This window comes from Bradyrhizobium sp. DOA9, assembly GCF_000617845.2.
Classification (GTDB): Bacteria; Pseudomonadota; Alphaproteobacteria; order Rhizobiales; family Xanthobacteraceae; genus Bradyrhizobium.
In genome coordinates this window covers 2,362,644-2,382,189 of sequence record NZ_DF820425.1, presented here as the reverse complement: position 1 = coordinate 2,382,189, position 19,546 = coordinate 2,362,644, and the positions used below count along the sequence as shown (strand labels likewise).

The window sequence follows — 19,546 nt, the reverse complement described above, 5'->3', positions numbered from 1 at the left end:
TGCGCGTGCCCGAGATCGCATGTCGAAGAAGTCCCTGTTCAAGGCGCTGACCGAGACCGGCCCGTTGATCGCGCTGGGGACGGCGCTTGCGATCCTGGTGTCGGTAGCGGCCCCCGCTTCGGCGCAGTTCTTCAACTTCCCCGGCTTCGGCGGCCCGCCGCAGCGTTCGGCCCCACCACCACGGGGCGGCGGAGGTGGCGGATGGTTCGGCGGCGATTTCTTCCAACCGTTCCAGCAGCAACCGCCGCAGGCGCCCCGCCAGGATTTTTCGCGCGCGCCGGCGCCGGCCAAGCGCGACACCATTCCCGAGAAGAACGTGCTGGTGATCGGCGATGCCATGGCCGACTGGCTCGCCTATGGCCTCGAAGACGCCTACGCCGAGCAGCCCGATATGGGCGTGATCCGCAAGCACAGGACCACGTCCGGCCTGATCAAGTACCAGCCCAAGGGCGAACCCGCGGATTGGGCCGCGGCGGCGAAGGGCATTCTCGAGACCGAAAAGCCCGACGTGATCGTCGTCATGCTCGGCCTCAACGACCGCGTCGCGATCCGCGAGCCGGCCGCCGACAAACCCGACAAGGCGGCCGCGGAGAAGGACAAGGACAAGAAGAACGACAAGGGCGCGCGCGCCAAGCCACCGGCGAAGCCCGGTGACGCCAAGCCCGACAGCGCCGCCAAGCCGGACGATAAGCCTGCCGATGCCGACCTGCCGCAGGACGACGCCGACAATGCCGACACGCCGGCGGCCGCGCCCGAAAAGACCGCGCGCAACCCCAACGGCCTCTACGAATTCCGCGACGAGCGCTGGGTCGAGCTCTACGGCAAGAAGATCGAGGAGCTCGCGGGCGTGCTCAAGGCCAAGGGCGTGCCGGTGCTCTGGGTCGGCCTGCCCGCAGTTCGTGGACCGAAAGGCACCGCGGACACGCTGTTCCTGGATTCGCTCTACCGTGAGGGCGCGGCCAAGGCCGGCATCACCTATGTCGACGTGTGGGACGGCTTCGTCGACGAAGCCGGCCGCTTCCTGCAGAAGGGCCCCGACTTCGAAGGCCAGATCCGCCAGCTCCGCAGCTCCGACGGCGTCTACTTCACAAAGCCGGGCGCGCGAAAACTCGCGCACTATGTCGAGCGTGAGATCACGCGCCTGCTTGCCGGACGCTCCGGTCCGATCGCGCTGCCGAGCGAGCCCGCGACGCCCGACACCAGCGCCGAGCCGGGCAAGCCCGCACCGCGGCCGCTGGCCGGGCCGATCGTGCCGCTGGTTGCAGCCTCGATCTCGACCGATCAATTGCTGGGCGGTCCAGGTACGCGTCCCGCCGCCGTCGATGCGCTCGCCGCCAGGACCATGGTGAAGGGTGAGCCGCTGGCAGCTCCGGCCGGCCGTGCCGACGATTATGCCTGGCCGCGCCGGGAAGTCGGCCGCGAGCAGGCCAAGGGCGATACGCCGATGGCGGCAACGACGCCGGACGGCGGCGCGGCTCAGGGCGCACCGGGCGCGGCCGCCGCGATCGCGCCAAAGCTCGCGCCGAAGAAGCCGCCGGTCGCCCCGCAACTGCCGGCCCAGGCAACGCCGTCGTTCAGGGATTTCTTCGGCTTCGGCTCGCCGCAGCCCCCGCCGGCCCCGCGCCAGCTGGCGCCGGCGCCCGGACCGCGCAACCCGAATCCGCCCCCCGCGATCCCGCGCCCGCCGGGCAATGTCGGACGGTCGGCGGAAGTGCTCCGGTAAGCTGTCAGACAAGTTGAAGTTCGTGTCCCGGACGCGGCGCAGCACCTCTTGGTGATGCGACGCAGAGCCGGGACCCAGCATCGACTTCAAAAGAATGGGCCCCGGCTCTGCGCCGCAGCGCTTTGGCGCTGCAGCGCGTCCGGGGCACCAGAGCAATACGTAGATTCAATCAGCCGTAATAGCGCCAGCGTGACGGCGGGCGGCGAGCGGGACGCGACATCAGCAGCGCCAGCGCGAAGCCGATGCCCCCGGCAACCAGCAGCGCGCCGAGGGGGTTATCCTGCACCTTCTGCGCAATGGCCTTCGAGCCGTCGCGGAAAGTCTCGCCACTGTTCTCATAGGCCTCCTTGGCATAGCCCGCGGCAGTGTCGGTAGCATCGCGCACGGCATCCTTGGCCTGGCCGTAGAGATTCTGCACCGTGCCCGCAGCTTCCCGCGCCTTGCCCGATGCCTGCGTCTTGGCGTCGCCTGCGACGTCTCCGATCGCGCTTTCCGCGCGCCCAGCATATTCCTTCGCCGATCCAACAATCCGATCCGTGTCCATGATGATCCTCCTCGGTGGTCAGCCGAAGTAACCGATCAGACGCAGCGCGGTTCCTTGGCCTCGCCTACAGAATGAGACCGCCATCGACGACCAGCGTCTGGCCGATGATGTAGGACGACAGCGGGGAAGCGAGGAACAACGCCGCGCCCGCCATGTCGGCTGGCGTGCCCAACCGCCGCAGCGGGATGCGCGCGAGCGCGCCTTCCAGCCGCTTCGGATTGTCGGTCGTCACCTTCGTCATCTTGGTGTCGACGAGCCCGGGCGCGATGCCGTTGACGCGGATGCCGTCCTCGGCCCAGGCCTCGCCCAGCGTCCGCGTCAATCCGACGGCGCCGGTCTTGGACGCATTGTAGGCAGGATTGCCCATGGTGGAATGATAGGCCGCGGTCGAGGAGACGATGATCAGCGCGCCCTTCGCGTCCCGCAGCATGGAATGAAACCGCGTCGCGCAGGCCATCAGGCTCATCAGGTTGACCTCGACGACCTTGCGGAAACCCGCCATCTCGAATTCGCCGCGACGATACAGCACCGCGCCCTGCGCGAGCACCAGGATGTCGAGACGATCGAACAACGGCTTGAATGCTTCGATCGCGCCGGGATTGCCGACGTCGAGCTGCGCGTAGGCAAGACCTTCGAGATCGGAGCCTTCGTCGGCTGAATATTCCGCTGCGCGAGCACGCGTGCCGCAAACCGCAACGGCTGCGCCCTTGGCGCGAAAGGCCTGCGCGATGCCGTTGCCGATGCCGCTGGAACCGCCGACCACCAGCACCTGCTTGCCTGAGAAATCGAGCTCGCTTGCCATTGTCGGCCTCCCCTGTTGTTGCCTGCTTGTTTGACCTGTCTGCGGATCGATGCCAGCCTTGTCAATCACAACAAGAGCCAGCGCAACGCGAGGAAACAGCATGTCCGACGTCAGGGAGCTCAGCCGGTCCGTGAAGGGCCTCACCGTGCTCGTCACCGGCGCGGCCAGCGGCATGTGGCGCGCCACCGCACGCGTGTTCGCCAACGAAGGTGCGAACGTCGCCGTCACCGATTTCGACGAGCATGGCTCGCATGACGTCGCCAGGGAGATTGCGGCGCGCGGCGGCGCGGCAAGAGCGTGGAAGCTCGACGTCGCCGATGGCGGCGAGATCAAGCGCGTGGTCGGCGATGTCGCCGCGCATTTCGGCGCCCTCGACATCGTCGTCAACAATGCCGGCATCTCCGTGCGTGTCGCGATCGACGACGAGGCCTATGAGGAGGCCTGGACGAAGGGCATCGCCGTGATGCTGACGGCGCATCCACGCATCATCCGTGCCGCGCTCCCGCACTTGCGCAAGTCGAAGAGCCCGCGCATCGTCAACATCGCCTCGACCGAGGCGCTCGGTGCCACCGCATTGCACAGCCCCTATTCGGCCGCGAAGGGTGGCGTTGCCAGCCTCACCCGCTCGCTGGCGGTGGAGCTCGGCCGCGAGGGCATCACCGTCAACTGCATCTGCCCGGGGCCGATCCGCACGGCCATCACCGACCGCATCTCCGAGGAGCACAAGACCATCTACGCCAAGCGCCGCACCGCACTCGGCCGCTACGGCGACCCTGAAGAGGTCGCGCATATGACATTGAGCCTGTGCCTGCCCGCCGCGTCCTTCCTCACCGGCGCGGTGATCCCGGTCGACGGCGGACTGATGGCGCGGAACGCGTGAGAGCCATGCGCGCGGCGCGTTGACATCGCCGGATGCGGGAGTCATTTTTTTGCACAAACAGAGCGGGGAAACCGCTCGCACATGCGGGAGAAAACACCATGACCATCGCCATCCGGCAGCTTCAGAAACATTTCGTCGGCGAGGTCTCCGGCCTCGATCTGCGCAAGCCTCTCACGCCGGACGAGGCGCGCGAGATCGAGGCCGCCATGGACAAGTACGCGGTGCTCGTCTTCCACGACCAGGACATCACCGACGAGCAGCAGATGGCCTTCGCGCTGAATTTCGGCCAGCGCGAGGAGGCGCGCGGCGGCAACATCACCAAGGCGGATGAACACCGCCTCACCTCGGGCCTGAACGACGTCTCCAACCTCGGCAAGGACGGCAAGCCGCTGCCGAAGGACAGCCGCGCCAATCTGTTCAACCTCGGCAATTGCCTGTGGCACTCGGACAGCTCGTTCCGTCCCATCCCCGCAAAGTTCTCGCTGCTGTCGGCGCGCGTGGTGAACCCGAAGGGCGGCAACACCGAATTCGCCGACATGCGCGCGGCCTATGACGCGCTCGACGACGAGACCAAGGCGGAGATCGAGGATCTCGTCTGCGAGCACTCGCTGATGTATTCGCGGGGATCGCTCGGCTTCACCGAATACACCGACGACGAGAAGGAGATGTTCAAGCCGGTGCTGCAGCGTCTGGTGCGCACCCACCCCGTGCATCGCCGCAAATCGCTGTATCTGTCATCGCATGCCGGCAAGGTCGTCGGCATGAGCGTGCCCGAGGGGCGGCTGTTGCTGCGCGATCTGAACGAGCACGCCACGCAGCCCGAGTTCGTCTACGTGCACAAATGGAAGCTGCATGACCTCGTGATGTGGGACAACCGCCAGACCATGCACCGCGTCCGCCGCTACGACCAGTCGCAGCCCCGCGACATGCGCCGCGCGACGGTGGCGGGCACGGAGCCGACGGTGCAGCAGCAGGCGGCGGAGTAGCCCTGTCGTCGTTGCGAGGGGCGAAGCGACGAAGCAATCCAGACTGCCTCCGTGGAAAAATTCTGGATTGCTTCGCTTCGCCCGCAATGACGATTGGGAGAGCTGTACCAAGCACTCCGCCAGCTACGCGTGCCCGGCCTCGTTCGAGAGCATGCCGGGGTCGATGCCGATCTTCTGCAAGGCGCGGTTGTACTTGTCGTCGACGTCGTCGCCGAAGATCAGATCCGCATCCGCGTCGCAATGCAGCCAGCCGTTGCTCTGGATCTCGGTCTCGAGCTGGCCCGGCGCCCAGCCGGCATAGCCGAGCGCGAGGATGGCGTGCTTGGGGCCGGAGCCGTTGGCGATCGCGCGCAGGATGTCGACGGTCGCGGTCAGGCAGACGCCGTCATCGATCCGCAGCGTCGCGTTCTCGATGTAGAAGTCGCTGGAATGCAGCACGAAGCCGCGCCCGGTGTCGACCGGCCCGCCCCGCAGCACCTTCATGCTTTCGGCGTTCTCCGGCAGCTTGATGTGCTCGCCCTTCTTGATGATGCCGAGTTGCTGCAACAGCTCGGGGAAGTCGATGCTGCCGGCGGGGTGGTTCACGATGATGCCCATCGCACCTTCCGCCGAATGGGCGCAGAGATAGATCACCGAGCGCTCGAAGCGGGAATCGCCCATCACGGGCATTGCGATCAGGAGCCGGCCGTCGAGATAGCCGCCCGAACTGGGCGGCGCGGCGCCCGAGCTGCGGGTGCTTTCGCCCGTCCTCTTGCCTGTGGGAGCCATCGCTCAAGCACTCCGGTTTGAATTCCTATCCTGATGTCGGGCCGGGCGGCTGTCAAATCAAGGCTTGCGGCGGCTTGATTCGAGTGCATCCATCACAAGCAATTCAATGGTTTGGCCCTGGGCGACCCTGTAAAGACGTGCCATGTCCAGCATTGTTCCCCTGCGTGCGGCGATTGGCGTCGCGACAACCCTGCTCGCGTCGTCGCTCTCCATCGCGGCCCATGCCGATGACGCATCGCCGTGGCAGCGCGATGGACATTCCGCGGTGCGGCTGCTGGCGGGATCGCGCAGCGGCGCGGTTCTGCTCGGCGGTATTGCCTTCCAGCTGCAGCCCGGCTGGAAGACCTACTGGCGATCGCCCGGCGATTCCGGCGTTCCACCCCGGTTCGACTTCTCCAAGTCCGACAATGTCGAAGCGGTGACGGTGATGTGGCCGGCCCCCCTGAAATTCGACGACGGTGCCGGCGGCCATTCGATCGGCTATCGCGACCAGATCGTGCTTCCCCTGCGTATCGTCCCCAAGGCCGCGGACAAGCCGGTGACCTTGCGCGCGGAGATCAACTACGCGGTGTGCGAGAAGCTCTGCATTCCCGTGGAGGCCAGCGCCGAGCTCGGCTTCAACAGCGTCGCCTCGACCGAGGATGCGAACTTGCGTGCCGCGCTCGACACCGTGCCGAAGCCTGCAAATATCGGCGATCCCAATCCGCTCACCATTCGCGACGTCAAGCGTGACGGGCCCAAGAACGTGGTGGTCGACGTGGTGGCGCCTGACAGCCGCAACGTCAATCTGTTCGTGGAAGGACCGACACCCGATTGGGCGCTGCCGATTCCGGCGCCGGTGCAGCACGGCCCGCCGGGGGTCGTGCGCTTCTCGTTCGAGCTCGACGGATTGCCGCCGGGCGCCAAGCCCGAGGGCGCCGCGCTGAAACTCACGCTGGTCGGGCCGGAGAAGGCGTACGAGTTCAATACGAATTTGGAGTGAGGTCGGACGGCGCGCGTGCGTTGCTGAGCTCCAGCTGAGCGTGGTCACGACACCCCGCCCAACCGAATCTTAACGAATGGTTGCTAATCCCTCACCTGCTGCTGCAGGTCGCTGGGGATTGTTCGAATTGGCCGTGATGGATGCACCACCCGCAACGACCGGACCGGCCGGGCTGGTCGCGCGGCTGCGCGCCAGGCTCGCGGGCGGATCGAGCGAGGCGTCGCTGACGCGGCGGCTCGCCGGCACCATCTTCGTCATCCGCGTCGTCAGTGCCGGTCTCGCTTATGTCTCGCAGGTGCTGCTGGCGCGCTGGATGGGCACGTCCGATTACGGCATCTACGTCTATGTCTGGACCTGGGTGCTGCTGCTCGGCAGCATGATGGATTTCGGCATCTCGGCTTCCGCGCAAAAGATCATTCCGGAGTACCGCGCCAGCGGCGCGCAGGCGCTGCTGCGCGGCTTCCTCTCGGGCAGCCGCTGGCTGACCTTCGCCGTGTCCACGCTGGTGTCGCTCGGCCTTGCCGGCATCGTCACATTGCTGTCGCCCTGGATCGATCCGGCCGAGGTGCTGCCGCTCTATATCGGCTGCATGACCCTGCCCGCCTTCGTCGTCGCCAACACCCAGGACGGCATCGCGCGCACGCACGACTGGATGCGGCTCGGCCTGATGCCGCAATTCATCATCCGCCAGGCGCTGATCATCGGCATCACGGCGCTCGCCTTCCTGCTCGGCTACCATCTCGGCGCGGTCGCCGCGATGGTGGCGAGCCTGGCTGCGGTGTGGATCGCGATGGCCGGGCAGATGGTGGTGCTGAACCGCAAGCTCGCCGATCACATCACACCCGGGCCGAAGGCCTATGACGTCAAGGGCTGGCTCGCCGTCTCGCTGCCGATCCTGCTGGTCGAGAGCTTCTACCTGCTCTTGTCCTACACCGACGTGCTGGTGCTGCAGCAATTTCGCCCGTCCGACGAGGTCGGCGTCTATTTCGCCGTGGTGAAGACGCTGGCGCTGGTCTCGTTCATCCATTACGCGATGTCCGCGACGACGGCGCACCGCTTCGCCGAATACAATGCCAGCGGCGACAAGGCACGGCTGTCGGCCTATGTCGCGCACGCCATCACCTGGACGTTCTGGCCGTCGCTGGCGGCAACCATCGTGCTGCTCGCGCTCGGCAAGCCGCTGCTCTGGCTGTTCGGGCCGCAATTCGTGATCGGCTACGACATCATGTTCGTGGCCGCGATCGGCCTCGTGGTGCGCGCCGCGATCGGCCCGGTGGAGCGGCTGCTCAACATGCTCGGCCAGCAGAAGGTCTGCGCGCTGGCCTACGCGCTAGCCTTCGTGATGAACCTCGTGCTCTGCATCGCACTGGTGCCGCGCTACGGCGGCCACGGCGCGGCGGCTGCGACCTCGATCTCGCTCACCTTCGAGACGGTGCTGCTGTTCTGGATCGTGCGGCAGCGGCTGGGGCTGCACGTGCTGGCGTTCGGGAAATAGTGATTGGAATCGCAGGGTGGGCAAAGCGGAGCGTGCCCACCGTCTCTCTCGGTCGCGGAAAATGGTGGGCACGGCGCTGGCGCGCCTTTGCCCACCCTACGGCACCGCCTCTTACTCCGCGGTCCAGCCGCCGTCGATCGAGAGATTGGTGCCGGTGATCTGGGCGGCGTCGTCGCTGCACAGGAACAGTGCGAGCGCAGCGACCTGCTCGGAGGTGACGAACTCCTTGGTCGGCTGCGCATCGAGCAGAACGTCGTTGATGACCTGCTCGCGCGTCAGATTGCGCGCCTTCATCGTGTCGGGGATCTGCTTCTCGACCAGCGGAGTCCAGACGTAGCCCGGGCTGATGCAGTTGCAGGTGATCTTGTGGGTCGCGACTTCCAGCGCCACGGTCTTGGTGAGGCCGGCGATGCCGTGCTTGGCCGAGACGTAGGCCGACTTGAAGGGCGAAGCCACCAGCGAGTGCGCCGACGCCGTGTTGATGATGCGGCCCCAGCCCTTCTTCTTCATGCCGGGCACCGCGGCGCGGATGGCGTGGAAGGCCGAGGACAGGTTGATCGCGATGATCTGGTCCCACTTCTCCGGCGGGAATTCCTCGATCGGCGAGACGAACTGGATGCCGGCATTGTTGACGAGAATATCGACCGAGCCGAACGTCTTGTCGCCGAGCGCGATCATGCCGGCGATCTCGGCGGGCTTGGTCATGTCGGCGGGCGAGTAGACCGCCTTGACGCCGAAATCGGACTCGATCTTGGCGCGCTCCTTCTCGATGTCCTCCGGCGCGCCGAAACCGTTGATGACGACGTTGGCACCGGCGGCGGCGAAGGCGCGCGCGTAGGCGAGCCCGATGCCGCTGGTCGATCCGGTCACGACGGCGTTCTTGCCTGACAGAATACCCATTCTATTCACTCCTTTTTGCCGGGGGCGCGGTGACGTCCCCCGTGAGATCGTAGGTCACCATGGTCTCGCCGGACTGCGGCCGCTCCAGCCAGTCCTTGTGGCGCATCGACAGGTGCACGTCGCGTACGCCGGCATCCCAATGCTCGACCATGGCAATGTGCGAGAAATCATAATCCTTGGACGAGGATTCGTAGTTCTTGCTGCGGTAGATCAGATGCACCACGGTGACGGTGCTTTCGCGCGACACTTTCGCCAGGAATTCGACGGAAGGATCGTTCTTGAGATAGTCCGGCAATTTGCCGATCAGGTCGCGCACAGCGCGGCGGGCGTTGTGGATCTGCTTGTTCTTGTCGGTGTTCATCCGCGTGCGGCTGGAATAGCGGATGTCCTTCTCGCGCTCGGCCGCCTCCAGCAGCGAGTTCGGCAGATCCCCGCGCGCCGAGAACAAATCGACCTGGAAGATCAGCATGTCGCGTTCGACCTCGGCATCGAGCACGTAGTCGAGCGGGGTGTTGGAAGCGATGCCGCCGTCCCAATAATGCTCGCCGTCGATGACGACGGAGGGAAAGCCGGGCGGCAGCGCGCCGGAGGCCATGATGTGCTCGGGACCGATTGTCTTGCCGAGCTTCTTGAACGCGTAATTGTCGAAATACTTGAAATTGCCCGAGGTGACGCCGACCGCACCGACCGACAGGCGGGTCTTCAAATCGTTGATGCGGTCGAAATCGACGAGACGCTCCAGCGTCTTCTTCAGCGGCGAGGTATCGTAATAGCTTTCGGCCTCGGGATGCCCCGGCGGCCACAGCGGCGCCGGTGGAATGCGCGGCGTGAAGAAGCCGGGCACGCCGAAGGTCGCGATCAGCGCGGCGCTGGTGGAATTGAACAGCTCGCGGCTGTGGTCGCTCTTGCCGACCGGCTTCCACGGCACCGGGGCCGACACCATTTCCCAGAATTCCTTGAGCCGCTCGACGCGGGTGCGCCCCTCGTTGCCGGCGATGATGGCGGCGTTGACGGCGCCGATCGAGATACCGGCCACCCATTCCGGATCGAAGCCGTAGCCGCACAGCGCCTGGAAGGCGCCAGCCTGGTACGAGCCGAGCGCGCCGCCGCCCTGGAGGACCAGGACGCGCTGCGCATTGGTGGGGATAGTTGCGGTGTCCGGACTATGATCGCTCATGCGGGAACAATAGCAAAAGGGTGGCCACCGTGGCGACACTCCACCGCGGCGTCAATGCATCCCGGCATCAAGTCTGGCTTATCGCGGCTCCGTGGAGGCCAGGATCATGGTCCAGAACACCTTGTATTTGGTGCCTGGAGCATAGCTGGCCGCGATGCCTAATTTTGTGACACCGCTCTTGAGCATGTTGGCGCGGTGCGGAGGCGAGTCGCGCCAGCCGGAAAACGCTTCCGCCAGCGTATGATAGCCGGCCGAGATGTTCTCGACCGCCACGGTGGCAGGATAACCTCCTGAGGCCAGGCGCTTGGCGAGCGGCGCGCGGACGTCGTGGTCCATCTTGTTGGCTGCCGCCATCGCGCCCGACTGGGATTCGGCGAGCCGTGTCAAATCCGGATCGACCACGACCGTGCCGAGCCCGTTGTTCTGGCGGTATTGCGAGATCATGATCGCAGCCGCCTGGACGTCGAGCTTGGAGCCCGGGACCGCCATGTCGGCATACATCGACGGCTGCTGGACCGGTGCTTCGTTGCCGGCGCAGCCGGCGAGCAGCAACATGACGAGAATTGCGGCCGCAGCGCGCATGAATCGGAGCCCCCAGATGAGGGGGCCGTTGTTGCATACCAACAATGGCTGAAAGGTGAATTTTGAAGAGAATTTGAGCCGTCATTCCCAGGTGGAATGACGGCGGGATCAGCCCGCAAAAATCCGGTAACGGCGCGGCTTGAGGCCGATCGTGTCGCCGGCGCGCAGTTCCTTGTCGCGGGGGGCGTCGATCTCGATGGTCTCGCCGCCGGACAGGGCCACTTCGGCCCGTTGCACCGGGCCGAAATTGCGGACGTGCTGGACCGCACCCTCGAAGGCGCCGCTGCCGGGCGGGCCGACCAGCATGTCATGTCGCCGCACGAACAGCTTTGACGCGCCTGGCGCAAGCCCTTCGGCCGCCAGGTCGAGCTGCCGGTCTCCGAGCCGGATCGCGCCATCGCCGATCTGGATCGGCAGCACGATGGATTCGCCGATGAAACCGTGCACGAAAGCCGTCGCCGGATTGTCGTAGACATCGTCGGGCGAGCCGATCTGCTCGATCCTGCCCTTGTCCATCACCACGACGCGGTTGGCGACTTCCAGCGCCTCCTCCTGGTCGTGGGTGACGAAGATCGAGGTGACGTTGATCTCGTGATGCAGCGAGCGCAGCCATTTGCGCAGCTCTTTCCGCACCTTGGCATCCAGCGCGCCGAACGGCTCGTCGAGCAGGAGGATGCGCGGCTCGATCGCGAGCGCGCGGGCGAGCGCGATGCGCTGGCGCTGGCCGCCGGAGAGCTGGCTGGGATAGCGGTCGGCGAGCCAGTCGAGCTGCACCAGGTCGAGCAGCTCCTTGACGCGCGAGCGGATCGCGGCCTCGTCCTTTCGGACCGCGCGCGGCTGCACGCGCAGCCCGAAGGCAACGTTCTCGAACACGGTCATGTGGCGGAACAGCGCATAGTGCTGGAAGACGAAGCCGACGTGGCGCTCGCGGGCGCCTTGCGCCAGCGCGTCCTCGCCGTTGAAGAAGACTTCACCCGAGTCCGGCCAGTCGAGGCCGGCGATGATCCGCAGCAATGTGGTCTTGCCGGAGCCGGAGGGGCCGAGCAGCGCCAGCAATTCGCCATTGTCGACCTTGAGGTCGACGCCGTCGAGGGCGGCAAAGCTGCCGAACTTCTTGACGAGATTCCTGACTTCAATGGTCACTGGCGTCTTGTCCTTCGTCGAGATGACGTTCGAGAACTGTTTTGGCGATCAGCGTGATCAGCGCCAGCATTGCGAGCAGCGAGGCGATCGCGAAGGCGGCGACGAACTGGTACTCGTTATAGAGGATCTCGACCAGGAGCGGCATGGTGTTTGTCTCGCCGCGGATGTGGCCAGAGACGACGGAGACCGCACCGAACTCGCCCATCGCGCGCGCGTTGCAGAGCAGGACGCCGTAGAGCACGCCCCATTTGATGTTGGGCAGGGTGACGCGGAAGAAGGTCTGCAGGCCGGAGGCACCGAGCGAGATGGCGGCCTCCTCCTCCTGCGTGCCCTGCTCCTGCATCAGGGGGATCAGCGCGCGCGCCACGAAGGGGAAGGTCACGAAGGTGGTGGCGAGCGCGATGCCGGGCACGGCGAACAGGATCTGGATGTCGTGGTCGCGCAGCCAGCTGCCGAAATAGCCCTGCGCGCCGAACAGCAGCACGAAGACGAGGCCCGAGATCACCGGGCTCACCGAGAAAGGCAGGTCGATCAGCGTAATCAGGACGGTCTTGCCCGGAAACTCGAATTTTGCGATCGCCCAGGCGGCGACGAGGCCGAACAGCAGATTGAGGCCGACGGAAATCGCCGCGACGATCAACGTCAGCTTGATAGCCGCCAGCGCCTCCGGCTCGGCGAGCGCCGCGAAATAGGCGAGGATGCCGCGCGAAAACGCCTGCGCGAACACGAGGACGAGCGGCAACACGACGAAGACGGTGAGAAACAGCACCGCCAGCGTGATGATGGCGATGCGGACGGCGCGAGGCTCGGTGCGCAAATTGTTCCGCGCTGCTGCCGCATGCGCGCGCGCCTGCGAGTTGGAGGCCGAGAGCGAGACGGTATCTGCGATCTGCATCGTCATGATCCGCCCTCAGCGCGCCGGGATCCGGCTCTGCGCCCAGCGCTGGAGCCGATTGACCGCGAAGATGATGACGAAGGAGACGACGAGCATGACCACCGCAATCGCGGTCGCGTCGGCGTAACGGAATTCGGACAGGCGGATCACGATCAAGAGCGGCGCGATCTCGGAGACATTGGGCAGATTGCCGGCGATGAAGATCACCGAGCCGTATTCGCCGACCGCGCGGGCGAAGGCGAGCGCAAGGCCCGTGAGCAGCGCCGGCGCAAGCGAGGGCAGGATCACGCGGACGATGGTCTGCCAGCGGCTGGCCCCCAGGCTGCCCGCGGCCTCCTCGATTTCAGGATCGAGATCCTGCAGCACCGGCTGCACGGTGCGGACCACGAACGGAATGCCGATGAAGATCATGGCGACGAAGATGCCGACCGGCGTGAACGCGACCTTGAGCCCGAGCGCCGCGAGCGGCGCGCCCAGCCAGCCCTGCTCGGCGAACAGCGCGGTCAGGGCGACGCCGGCCACCGCCGTCGGCAGCGCAAACGGCACGTCGACGATGGCATCGAAGATGCGGCGGCCGGGAAAGCGGTAGCGCACCAGCGCCCAGACGATGATGCTGCCCATCACCAGATTGACGCAGGCCGCCGCGAACGCGAGACCGAACGAGACGCGAAGCGCGTTCAGGGTGCGGCGGCTGGAGAGGATGTTCCAGAACTGCTCGGGACTGAGCTCGAGCGATCTCAGGAACAGGCCGGCAAGCGGAATCAGGATGATGACGGACAGCCAGGTCAGCGTCAGTCCCATGGTGAGACCGAAGCCCGGCAACGTCCGACGTCTTGCTGCGAGTGCGCTCACCAGGCCCCCTGTCAAAGCCCCTTCGATAGCGCCAGATCAGTTCTTGTAGATCTGATCAAAGACGCCGCCGTCGCCAAAATGTTCCTTCTGCGCCTTGGTCCAGCCGCCGAAGACGTCGTCGATCGTGAACAGTTCGACCTTGGCGAAGGCATTTTCGTACTTCTTCGCAATCTCCGCATCGCGGGGACGGTAGAAATTGCGCGCGGCGATCTCTTGCGCTTCCTTGGTATACCAATATTGCAGGTAAGCGTCAGCCGCGTTCCGGGTGCCTTTTTTGTCGGCAACCTTGTCGACGATGGTAACCGGCGGCTCGGCGAGGATCGATTGCGGCGGTGCCACGATCTCGAACTTGTTCGCACCGAATTCCTTCAGGGCCAGGAACGCCTCGTTCTCCCAGGCGAGCAGCACGTCACCGACGCCGCGTTCGACGAAAGTCACGGTGGAGCCCCGCGCACCGGTATCGAGCACCGGCACCTGCTGGAACAGCTTCCCGACGAACTCCTTGGCCTTGTCGGCCGAGCCGTATTTCTTCTGCGCAAAACCCCAGGCCGCCAGATAATTCCAGCGGGCGCCGCCCGAGGTCTTCGGGTTCGGCGTGATGATGGCAACGCCCGGCTTGATCAGATCGTCCCAATCCTTGATGCCCTTGGGATTGCCCTTGCGCACCAGGAAGACGATGGTCGAGGTATAGGGTGATGAATTCTGCGGCAGCCGCTTCTGCCAATCCGCCGCGATGAGACCCTTGTTCGCGATCGCATCGATGTCGTAGGCGAGCGCAAGCGTCACCACGTCGGCCTGCAATCCGTCGATCACCGCACGCGCCTGCGAACCGCTGCCGCCATGCGACTGCTTGATCTCGACGCTCTTGCCGGTTTCCTTCTGATAGGCGGTCGCAAACGACTTGTTGAACTCGGCATAGAGCTCGCGCGTCGGATCGTACGACACGTTCAGCAAATTGATGTCGGCGGCCAGAGCCGAGCCTGCCCAGAACCCCGTCGCGAGCAATCCTGCGGCGAGCGGAACGATACGGCGCATCATGTCCATCTCCATTCACCTCGACGACATCGACGTCGTCGACGGCAGGCATAACTCGTGGCGAAACGCTTCTGTGTCAACGGAACCCGATTTTCTTGTTCGCTAGCTCGCAGCGTGACTGTGCTACGAAGTCTTCATGGTGTGGATGCCGCATTCTGTCTTGGCCCGGCCACGCCACCGGCCGGCGCGTGCATCCTCGCCCTCGGTCGTTCGGCTGGTGCAGGGCATACACCCAACCGACAGGAATCCTGACACAACCAGAGGGTGCCGCGGCAATTTGGCGCGGACGAAGATCGCCTCGATCTCCTCGCGCGAGACGTTGGTGAAGGGATTGAACTTCAGCCGCGCGCCATCGTCCTCGACGACCGGAATCTCGGCGCGCGCATTGCCCTGGAAGCGCTTGCGGCCGTTGAGCCAGGCATCGAACGGCTTCAGCGCGCGCGCCAGCGGTTCGACCTTGCGGATGCGGCAGCAGGCGTCGGGATCGGAGAACCAGAGGTCGCGGTCGGGATCTTCGCGCGACAGCGTCTCTTCGGCGGGCTTGATCGAGCGGACGTCCTTCAGGCCCAGCGTCGCAATGAGCGTATCGCGATAGGCCAGCGTCTCCTCGAACAACCAGCCGGTGTCGAGAAAGATCACGGGGATCGCCGGATCGACGTCCGCCATGACCTTCAGCAGCGTCGCCGATTCCGTGCCGAAGGAGGACACCAGCGCAAGCTTGTCGCGCCCGACCGTCTCCAGCGCCGCGGCAATGACCTCCGCGGGCGAGGCATCGCGCAAGGCGCGATCGAGCTCGTCCGCCGAAGGCAACGCGGACGCGGGCGAAACCCGAGGCGCGATCGCGTTCACGTGCCGACCCCTTCGGAGTGGCGCAATTGCATGCGCCGGTGCAGCGCGGTGATGCGGCCATCGCCGGTCGGCTGGTAGAACACCGAATAGCGCTTGGCGGTCTGCATGAAGGCTTCCGCGTCGGCCTGCTTCTTGACCTCGAAGGCATCGAAGCCGGCCCGCAGCATGAACACGAACTGGTCGCGCAGCACCTGACCGGTCGCGCGCAATTCGCCGCGGTAATTGTAGCGTTCGCGCAGCAGCCGCGCCTGGCTGTAGGCCCGTCCGTCGCGGAAGGTCGGGAACACCAGCGCGATGGCGGCGATCTTGCCGAGATAGGGCACGAGCTCGGCGATATCGCGATTGTTCGGCCAGATCACGCCGACCTTGCCCGCGCGCTTGAGCAAGCCATCCGCCTCGCCGAGGAAGCGCTCGGCCGGCACCAGGATGTCGCCGCCCGCAGGGACCGGCGTGTCGACGGCGAGCTTGACGAAGCTGTCATCGACGATATTTCCGCCGTTAACGAGTGGCATAGACGCGCTCCTTGAAGGGTTCGACGCCGAGGCGCTTCACCGTGTCCATGAACAGCTCTTCCGGGCGCTCGCGCAGCGCCAGATAAGCTTCCACGATGTCCTCGACGACGTCGGCGACCTCGTCGAACTTGACGCCGGGACCGATCAGGGTGCCGAGCGCAGCATTCTCGTCCGCACGGCCCCCGATGGTGATCTGGTAGACCTCCTCGCCGTTCTTCTCGACGCCGAGAATGCCGATATGGCCGACATGGTGATGGCCGCAGGCATTGATGCAGCCGGAGATGTTGATGTGGAGACGGCCGATCAGGTTGGCGAGCTCGTGATTGGCAAAGCGCCGCGTCAACTCCTGCGCGATCGGGATCGAGCGCGCATTCGCCAGCGAGCAATAATCGAGCCCGGGGCAGGCGATGATGTCGGTGATCAGGTTGACGTTGGGGGTCGCCAGCCCGAGCTTGTCGAGCGCCTTCCACAGCGCCGGCAGGTCGCGCTTGGCGACGTGCGGCAGCGCCAGATTCTGCTCGTGGCCGACGCGGATCTCGCCGAAGGAATATTTGTCGGCAAGATCGGCCAGCGCGTCCATCTGCTCGGCGGTGGCATCGCCCGGAGGCCCGCCGGTCGGCTTCAGCGAGATCGTGACGATGGAATAGCCCTGCACCTTGTGCGGGGCGACGGAGTTCTTGCGCCATGCCTCGAAATCAGGGTCGGCCGCGGCCTGGCGCAGCTCGTCCGGCATGTGCGGCAGCTTCTCGTAAGCAGGGTAGGTGAAGCGCGAGCGGATGTCCTCGATCACCTCGTCGTCGATCTGGAGTGAGGAGTTGCGAATGTGCTGCCACTCGTCCTCGACCTCGCGCGAGAATTTCTCGATGCCGAGCTCGTGCACCAGGATCTTGATGCGCGCCTTGTAGATGTTGTCGCGGCGGCCGTACTGGTTGTAGACGCGTAAGATAGCCTCGATGTAGCTGAGGATGTCGCGGCCATGCACGAAATGCTTGATGGTCTTGGCGATGAACGGCGTGCGGCCGAGACCGCCGCCGACCAACACCTCGAAGCCGGTCTCGCCCTTCTCGTTCTTGATCAGGCGGAGGCCGATGTCGTGGATCTTGATTGCGGCACGGTCGTGGTCCGAGGCGGTGATCGCGATCTTGAACTTGCGCGGCAGGAACGAGAATTCCGGGTGCAGCGTGGTGTGCTGGCGGATCAGCTCCGACCAGATGCGCGGGTCCTCGATCTCGCCCGGCGCGACGCCGGCCCACTGATCCGAGGTGACGTTGCGCATGTTGTTGCCGGAGGTCTGCATCGCGTGGATGCCGACCTTGGCGAGGTCTTCGAGCGCATCCGGCAGCTCGGCGAGCTTGATCCAGTTGAACTGGATGTTCTGCCGCGTGGTGAAGTGGCCGTAGCCGCGGTCGTATTTGCGCGCGACATGGGCGAGCGCGCGCATCTGGTTCGTCGCCAGCGTGCCATAGGGAATCGCGACGCGGAACATGTAGGCGTGCAGTTGTAGATAGACGCCGTTCTGAAGCCGCAGGATCTTGAACTCGTCCTCGGTGAGCTCGCCGGAAAGGCGCCGCTTCACCTGGTCGCGGAACTCCGAGACGCGCTCGTTGACGAGCGTGCGGTCGATTTCGTCGTAAGCGTACATAAGTGCGTGCCTTAAACCTGGGCCGGCTGTCCGATGGTGACGCCGGTACGGCGGATCTGTTCGCGCAGGTTGCCGGGCAGGACCTTGCCGTCGTCGCCGATCTGCACCGGCGCGATATAGGGGCCGATGGCGCCGACGTCATCGGCCACCGCTTCCGCAAGCAACGCCTTGGCCTCGTCGGAGTTGCGCACGATGGCGGCTTCCGAGAGGTCCGCAGACCAGCTCTTGGCGGCGGTGCGGTAGACCACGATGCCGTCCCAGGTGCGGTTGGCGGTCACGACCGAGGGGCCGGCGATCTTGATTTTCTTCTGTTCAAGCGGAGAGGTCATTCGGCTGCTTCCAGGAGGTCAGAGATGAGTTGTTTGGGTGTCTGGCGAAGCGAGCCGGCATGCCGGACCACGTCGCCGATGATGAGGATGGCGGGACCGCCATGGATCCGCCGCGCCAGCTCCGGCAGGTCGCGTAGCGTGCCGATCGCGCCTTGCGCATCCGGCTGCGTGACGCGGGCGAACACGCCGACCGGCGTCTCCGGCGAGCGACCGGCGGCGAAAAGGCCGGCGCGCACGGCGGGCGCTGCGGTCACGCCCATGTAGACCACGAGCGTCATTCTGGCGTCGGTCAGCGTCGACCAATCCACGTTCTCTGCGTCGCGCGCCTTGTGTGCTGTGAGGAAGGTGATGCGGGACGCTTCGTGACGGTAAGTGAGCGGCACCTCGAAATCGGCAGCGGCGCCGAGCCCTGCAGTGATGCCGGGAATGATCGAATAGGCGATGCCGGCGGCGCGCAGCGCTTCCACCTCTTCGCCGCCCCGGCCGAACACGAAGGGATCGCCGCCCTTCAGCCGCACGACGCGCTGGCCCGATTGCGCCGCCTCGATCATGCGCTTGTTGATGGCGTCCTGGCCGATACCGGGCTTGCCGATGCGGCGGCCGACCGAAACGCGCGTGGTGTCGCGGCGAATGCGGTCGAGAATCTCGGGCGAGACCAGCTCGTCATGGAAGACGATGTCGGCATCCTGCAGCGCGCGTAGCGCCTTGATGGTGAGCAGATCGGGATCGCCGGGGCCGGCACCGACCAGCGTGACCGAGCCTTCCGGCTTGTCGGCGCGCGCGAATGCGGCGGGATCCGAGATCGCCCTGAGCGAAGCGTCCGCTTCGCTGTTGCGTCCGGCGAGCACGGCGGCGCCGATCGGACCGTCGATGACGCGCTCCCAGAAGCGGCGGCGCAGCGGAAACTCGGCGATGCGTTCGTTGATCGACTTGCGGAAGGTGCCGATGAACTCGGCGAGCTCGCCGATCCGCGCCGGCAGCAGCGCCTCGATCTTCTCGCGCACGCGCCGCGCCACCACTGGAGAGCTGCCGCCGGTGCCGACCGCGACCACGACATCGCCGCGATCGACGATGGCCGGAAAGATGAAGCTGGAATGTTCGAGATCGTCCATGACGTTGACGGGGAGGCCAGCCGCCTTGGCGCGAGCCGACATGGCCACACCGACATCGCCTGCGCCCGCGCAGACGACGGCAACGACGCCCGAAAGATCGGCCGTGAGCGGATCGCTCGCCAAGATCTCGATGCGCGCCGCATCTTTGGAGCCGAGGCCGAGGTCATGATTGCCGTCGATCGCATGCACGCGCAGCCGCGCGCCGGCAGCGGCGAGCACGCGCAGCTTGGCGCGCAAAAGCTCGCCCGCACCGATAAGGACCACCGGGCCGGCCTTGAGATCGAGAAACACCGGCAAGAACCGCATGCGATACTCGCTTCCCCACAAACGGGGTTGAC

At 65.6% G+C, this 19,546-nt stretch carries 20 protein-coding genes; 5 read left to right on the top strand and 15 right to left on the bottom strand.

Going from position 1 to position 19,546, the window contains the following annotated elements; genetic code table 11:
- The first annotated feature begins 19 nt into the window (after positions 1-19).
- Complete coding sequence (locus tag BDOA9_RS11080) at positions 20-1,723, top strand: SGNH/GDSL hydrolase family protein (protein WP_025034007.1); 1,704 nt, start codon at positions 20-22, stop codon at positions 1,721-1,723.
- A 169-nt stretch (positions 1,724-1,892) separates the two neighbouring features.
- Here BDOA9_RS11080 and BDOA9_RS11075 read toward each other — a convergent pair whose 3' ends face one another.
- Together BDOA9_RS11075 and BDOA9_RS11070 are read right to left on the bottom strand one after the other, a co-directional pair.
- Entirely contained in the window at positions 1,893-2,267 is a 375-nt protein-coding gene (locus BDOA9_RS11075) for a CsbD family protein (RefSeq protein WP_025034006.1), read from the bottom strand.
- Positions 2,268-2,331: 64 nt separating this feature from the next.
- Positions 2,332-3,069 carry an SDR family NAD(P)-dependent oxidoreductase gene (locus BDOA9_RS11070; RefSeq protein ID WP_025034005.1) on the bottom strand — a complete coding sequence of 246 codons (738 nt, stop codon included), beginning with the start codon at positions 3,067-3,069 and terminating at the stop codon, positions 2,332-2,334.
- 100 nt (positions 3,070-3,169) lie between these two features.
- On the opposite strand from BDOA9_RS11070, the gene BDOA9_RS11065 reads away from it, so the two are divergent.
- Positions 3,170-3,949: an SDR family NAD(P)-dependent oxidoreductase gene (locus BDOA9_RS11065; RefSeq protein ID WP_025034004.1), complete on the top strand. Its 780-nt coding sequence runs from the start codon at positions 3,170-3,172 to the stop codon at positions 3,947-3,949.
- A 98-nt stretch (positions 3,950-4,047) separates the two neighbouring features.
- On the top strand, positions 4,048-4,935 hold the full coding sequence (locus BDOA9_RS11060; protein WP_025034003.1) for a TauD/TfdA dioxygenase family protein: 888 nt from the start codon (positions 4,048-4,050) through the stop codon (positions 4,933-4,935).
- A gap of 123 nt (positions 4,936-5,058) precedes the next feature.
- Here BDOA9_RS11060 and BDOA9_RS11055 read toward each other — a convergent pair whose 3' ends face one another.
- Positions 5,059-5,703 (bottom strand): YqgE/AlgH family protein, encoded by a 645-nt coding sequence (locus tag BDOA9_RS11055; protein WP_025034002.1) that lies wholly within the window; start codon positions 5,701-5,703, stop codon positions 5,059-5,061.
- A 142-nt stretch (positions 5,704-5,845) separates the two neighbouring features.
- On the opposite strand from BDOA9_RS11055, the gene BDOA9_RS11050 reads away from it, so the two are divergent.
- Entirely contained in the window at positions 5,846-6,685 is an 840-nt protein-coding gene (locus BDOA9_RS11050) for a protein-disulfide reductase DsbD domain-containing protein (protein ID WP_025034001.1), read from the top strand.
- A 136-nt stretch (positions 6,686-6,821) separates the two neighbouring features.
- Positions 6,822-8,180, top strand: a complete 1,359-nt coding sequence (locus tag BDOA9_RS11045; RefSeq protein ID WP_192859556.1) for a flippase — start codon at positions 6,822-6,824, stop codon at positions 8,178-8,180.
- Positions 8,181-8,291: 111 nt separating this feature from the next.
- Here the strand turns inward: BDOA9_RS11045 and BDOA9_RS11040 are convergent, their stop codons facing one another.
- The 12 genes from BDOA9_RS11040 to cysG form a co-directional block, all read right to left on the bottom strand.
- Positions 8,292-9,080, bottom strand: coding sequence for a 3-hydroxybutyrate dehydrogenase (locus tag BDOA9_RS11040; RefSeq protein WP_025033999.1), 789 nt, complete (start codon positions 9,078-9,080; stop codon positions 8,292-8,294).
- 1 nt (position 9,081) lies between these two features.
- On the bottom strand, positions 9,082-10,257 hold the full coding sequence (locus BDOA9_RS11035; RefSeq protein ID WP_025033998.1) for a DUF3734 domain-containing protein: 1,176 nt from the start codon (positions 10,255-10,257) through the stop codon (positions 9,082-9,084).
- A 78-nt stretch (positions 10,258-10,335) separates the two neighbouring features.
- Positions 10,336-10,839 (bottom strand): CAP domain-containing protein, encoded by a 504-nt coding sequence (locus tag BDOA9_RS11030; RefSeq protein ID WP_025033997.1) that lies wholly within the window; start codon positions 10,837-10,839, stop codon positions 10,336-10,338.
- Positions 10,840-10,947: 108 nt separating this feature from the next.
- Entirely contained in the window at positions 10,948-11,982 is a 1,035-nt protein-coding gene (locus BDOA9_RS11025; protein WP_025033996.1) for a sulfate/molybdate ABC transporter ATP-binding protein, read from the bottom strand.
- A complete protein-coding gene (gene cysW, locus BDOA9_RS11020; protein WP_025033995.1) occupies positions 11,972-12,883 on the bottom strand; it encodes a sulfate ABC transporter permease subunit CysW in 912 nt (303 codons plus the stop codon). Before cysW ends, BDOA9_RS11025 begins: the two co-directional genes overlap by 11 nt.
- Positions 12,884-12,892: 9 nt before the next feature.
- On the bottom strand, positions 12,893-13,729 hold the full coding sequence (gene cysT / locus BDOA9_RS11015) for a sulfate ABC transporter permease subunit CysT (RefSeq protein ID WP_082847810.1): 837 nt from the start codon (positions 13,727-13,729) through the stop codon (positions 12,893-12,895).
- Positions 13,730-13,765: 36 nt separating this feature from the next.
- On the bottom strand, positions 13,766-14,779 hold the full coding sequence (locus tag BDOA9_RS11010; RefSeq protein WP_152033221.1) for a sulfate ABC transporter substrate-binding protein: 1,014 nt from the start codon (positions 14,777-14,779) through the stop codon (positions 13,766-13,768).
- Positions 14,780-14,887: 108 nt separating this feature from the next.
- Entirely contained in the window at positions 14,888-15,613 is a 726-nt protein-coding gene (locus BDOA9_RS11005) for a phosphoadenylyl-sulfate reductase (RefSeq protein ID WP_025033992.1), read from the bottom strand.
- Positions 15,610-16,125, bottom strand: coding sequence for a DUF934 domain-containing protein (locus BDOA9_RS11000; RefSeq protein ID WP_025033991.1), 516 nt, complete (start codon positions 16,123-16,125; stop codon positions 15,610-15,612). The genes BDOA9_RS11005 and BDOA9_RS11000 overlap by 4 nt, the downstream gene beginning before the upstream one ends.
- Positions 16,112-17,767 carry a nitrite/sulfite reductase gene (locus BDOA9_RS10995; RefSeq protein WP_025033990.1) on the bottom strand — a complete coding sequence of 552 codons (1,656 nt, stop codon included), beginning with the start codon at positions 17,765-17,767 and terminating at the stop codon, positions 16,112-16,114. Before BDOA9_RS10995 ends, BDOA9_RS11000 begins: the two co-directional genes overlap by 14 nt.
- A gap of 11 nt (positions 17,768-17,778) precedes the next feature.
- Positions 17,779-18,096, bottom strand: a complete 318-nt coding sequence (locus BDOA9_RS10990; protein ID WP_025033989.1) for a DUF2849 domain-containing protein — start codon at positions 18,094-18,096, stop codon at positions 17,779-17,781.
- Entirely contained in the window at positions 18,093-19,514 is a 1,422-nt protein-coding gene (gene cysG / locus BDOA9_RS10985; RefSeq protein ID WP_025033988.1) for a siroheme synthase CysG, read from the bottom strand. Before cysG ends, BDOA9_RS10990 begins: the two co-directional genes overlap by 4 nt.
- Positions 19,515-19,546 lie beyond the last annotated feature (32 nt).

Coding starts and splice junctions, on each gene's coding strand:
- BDOA9_RS11045 (WP_192859556.1), top strand. CDS start 6,822: ATGGATGCACCACCCGCAACGACCGGACCGGCCGGGCTGGTCGCGCGG.
- cysW (WP_025033995.1), bottom strand. CDS start 12,883: ATGACGATGCAGATCGCAGATACCGTCTCGCTCTCGGCCTCCAACTCG.
- BDOA9_RS11070 (WP_025034005.1), bottom strand. CDS start 3,069: ATGGCAAGCGAGCTCGATTTCTCAGGCAAGCAGGTGCTGGTGGTCGGC.
- BDOA9_RS11030 (WP_025033997.1), bottom strand. CDS start 10,839: ATGCGCGCTGCGGCCGCAATTCTCGTCATGTTGCTGCTCGCCGGCTGC.
- BDOA9_RS11055 (WP_025034002.1), bottom strand. CDS start 5,703: ATGGCTCCCACAGGCAAGAGGACGGGCGAAAGCACCCGCAGCTCGGGC.
- BDOA9_RS11010 (WP_152033221.1), bottom strand. CDS start 14,779: ATGGAGATGGACATGATGCGCCGTATCGTTCCGCTCGCCGCAGGATTG.
- BDOA9_RS11050 (WP_025034001.1), top strand. CDS start 5,846: ATGTCCAGCATTGTTCCCCTGCGTGCGGCGATTGGCGTCGCGACAACC.
- BDOA9_RS11035 (WP_025033998.1), bottom strand. CDS start 10,257: ATGAGCGATCATAGTCCGGACACCGCAACTATCCCCACCAATGCGCAG.
- BDOA9_RS11065 (WP_025034004.1), top strand. CDS start 3,170: ATGTCCGACGTCAGGGAGCTCAGCCGGTCCGTGAAGGGCCTCACCGTG.
- BDOA9_RS11075 (WP_025034006.1), bottom strand. CDS start 2,267: ATGGACACGGATCGGATTGTTGGATCGGCGAAGGAATATGCTGGGCGC.
- cysG (WP_025033988.1), bottom strand. CDS start 19,514: ATGCGGTTCTTGCCGGTGTTTCTCGATCTCAAGGCCGGCCCGGTGGTC.
- BDOA9_RS11080 (WP_025034007.1), top strand. CDS start 20: ATGTCGAAGAAGTCCCTGTTCAAGGCGCTGACCGAGACCGGCCCGTTG.
- BDOA9_RS11060 (WP_025034003.1), top strand. CDS start 4,048: ATGACCATCGCCATCCGGCAGCTTCAGAAACATTTCGTCGGCGAGGTC.
- BDOA9_RS11040 (WP_025033999.1), bottom strand. CDS start 9,080: ATGGGTATTCTGTCAGGCAAGAACGCCGTCGTGACCGGATCGACCAGC.
- BDOA9_RS10990 (WP_025033989.1), bottom strand. CDS start 18,096: ATGACCTCTCCGCTTGAACAGAAGAAAATCAAGATCGCCGGCCCCTCG.
- BDOA9_RS11000 (WP_025033991.1), bottom strand. CDS start 16,125: ATGCCACTCGTTAACGGCGGAAATATCGTCGATGACAGCTTCGTCAAG.
- BDOA9_RS10995 (WP_025033990.1), bottom strand. CDS start 17,767: ATGTACGCTTACGACGAAATCGACCGCACGCTCGTCAACGAGCGCGTC.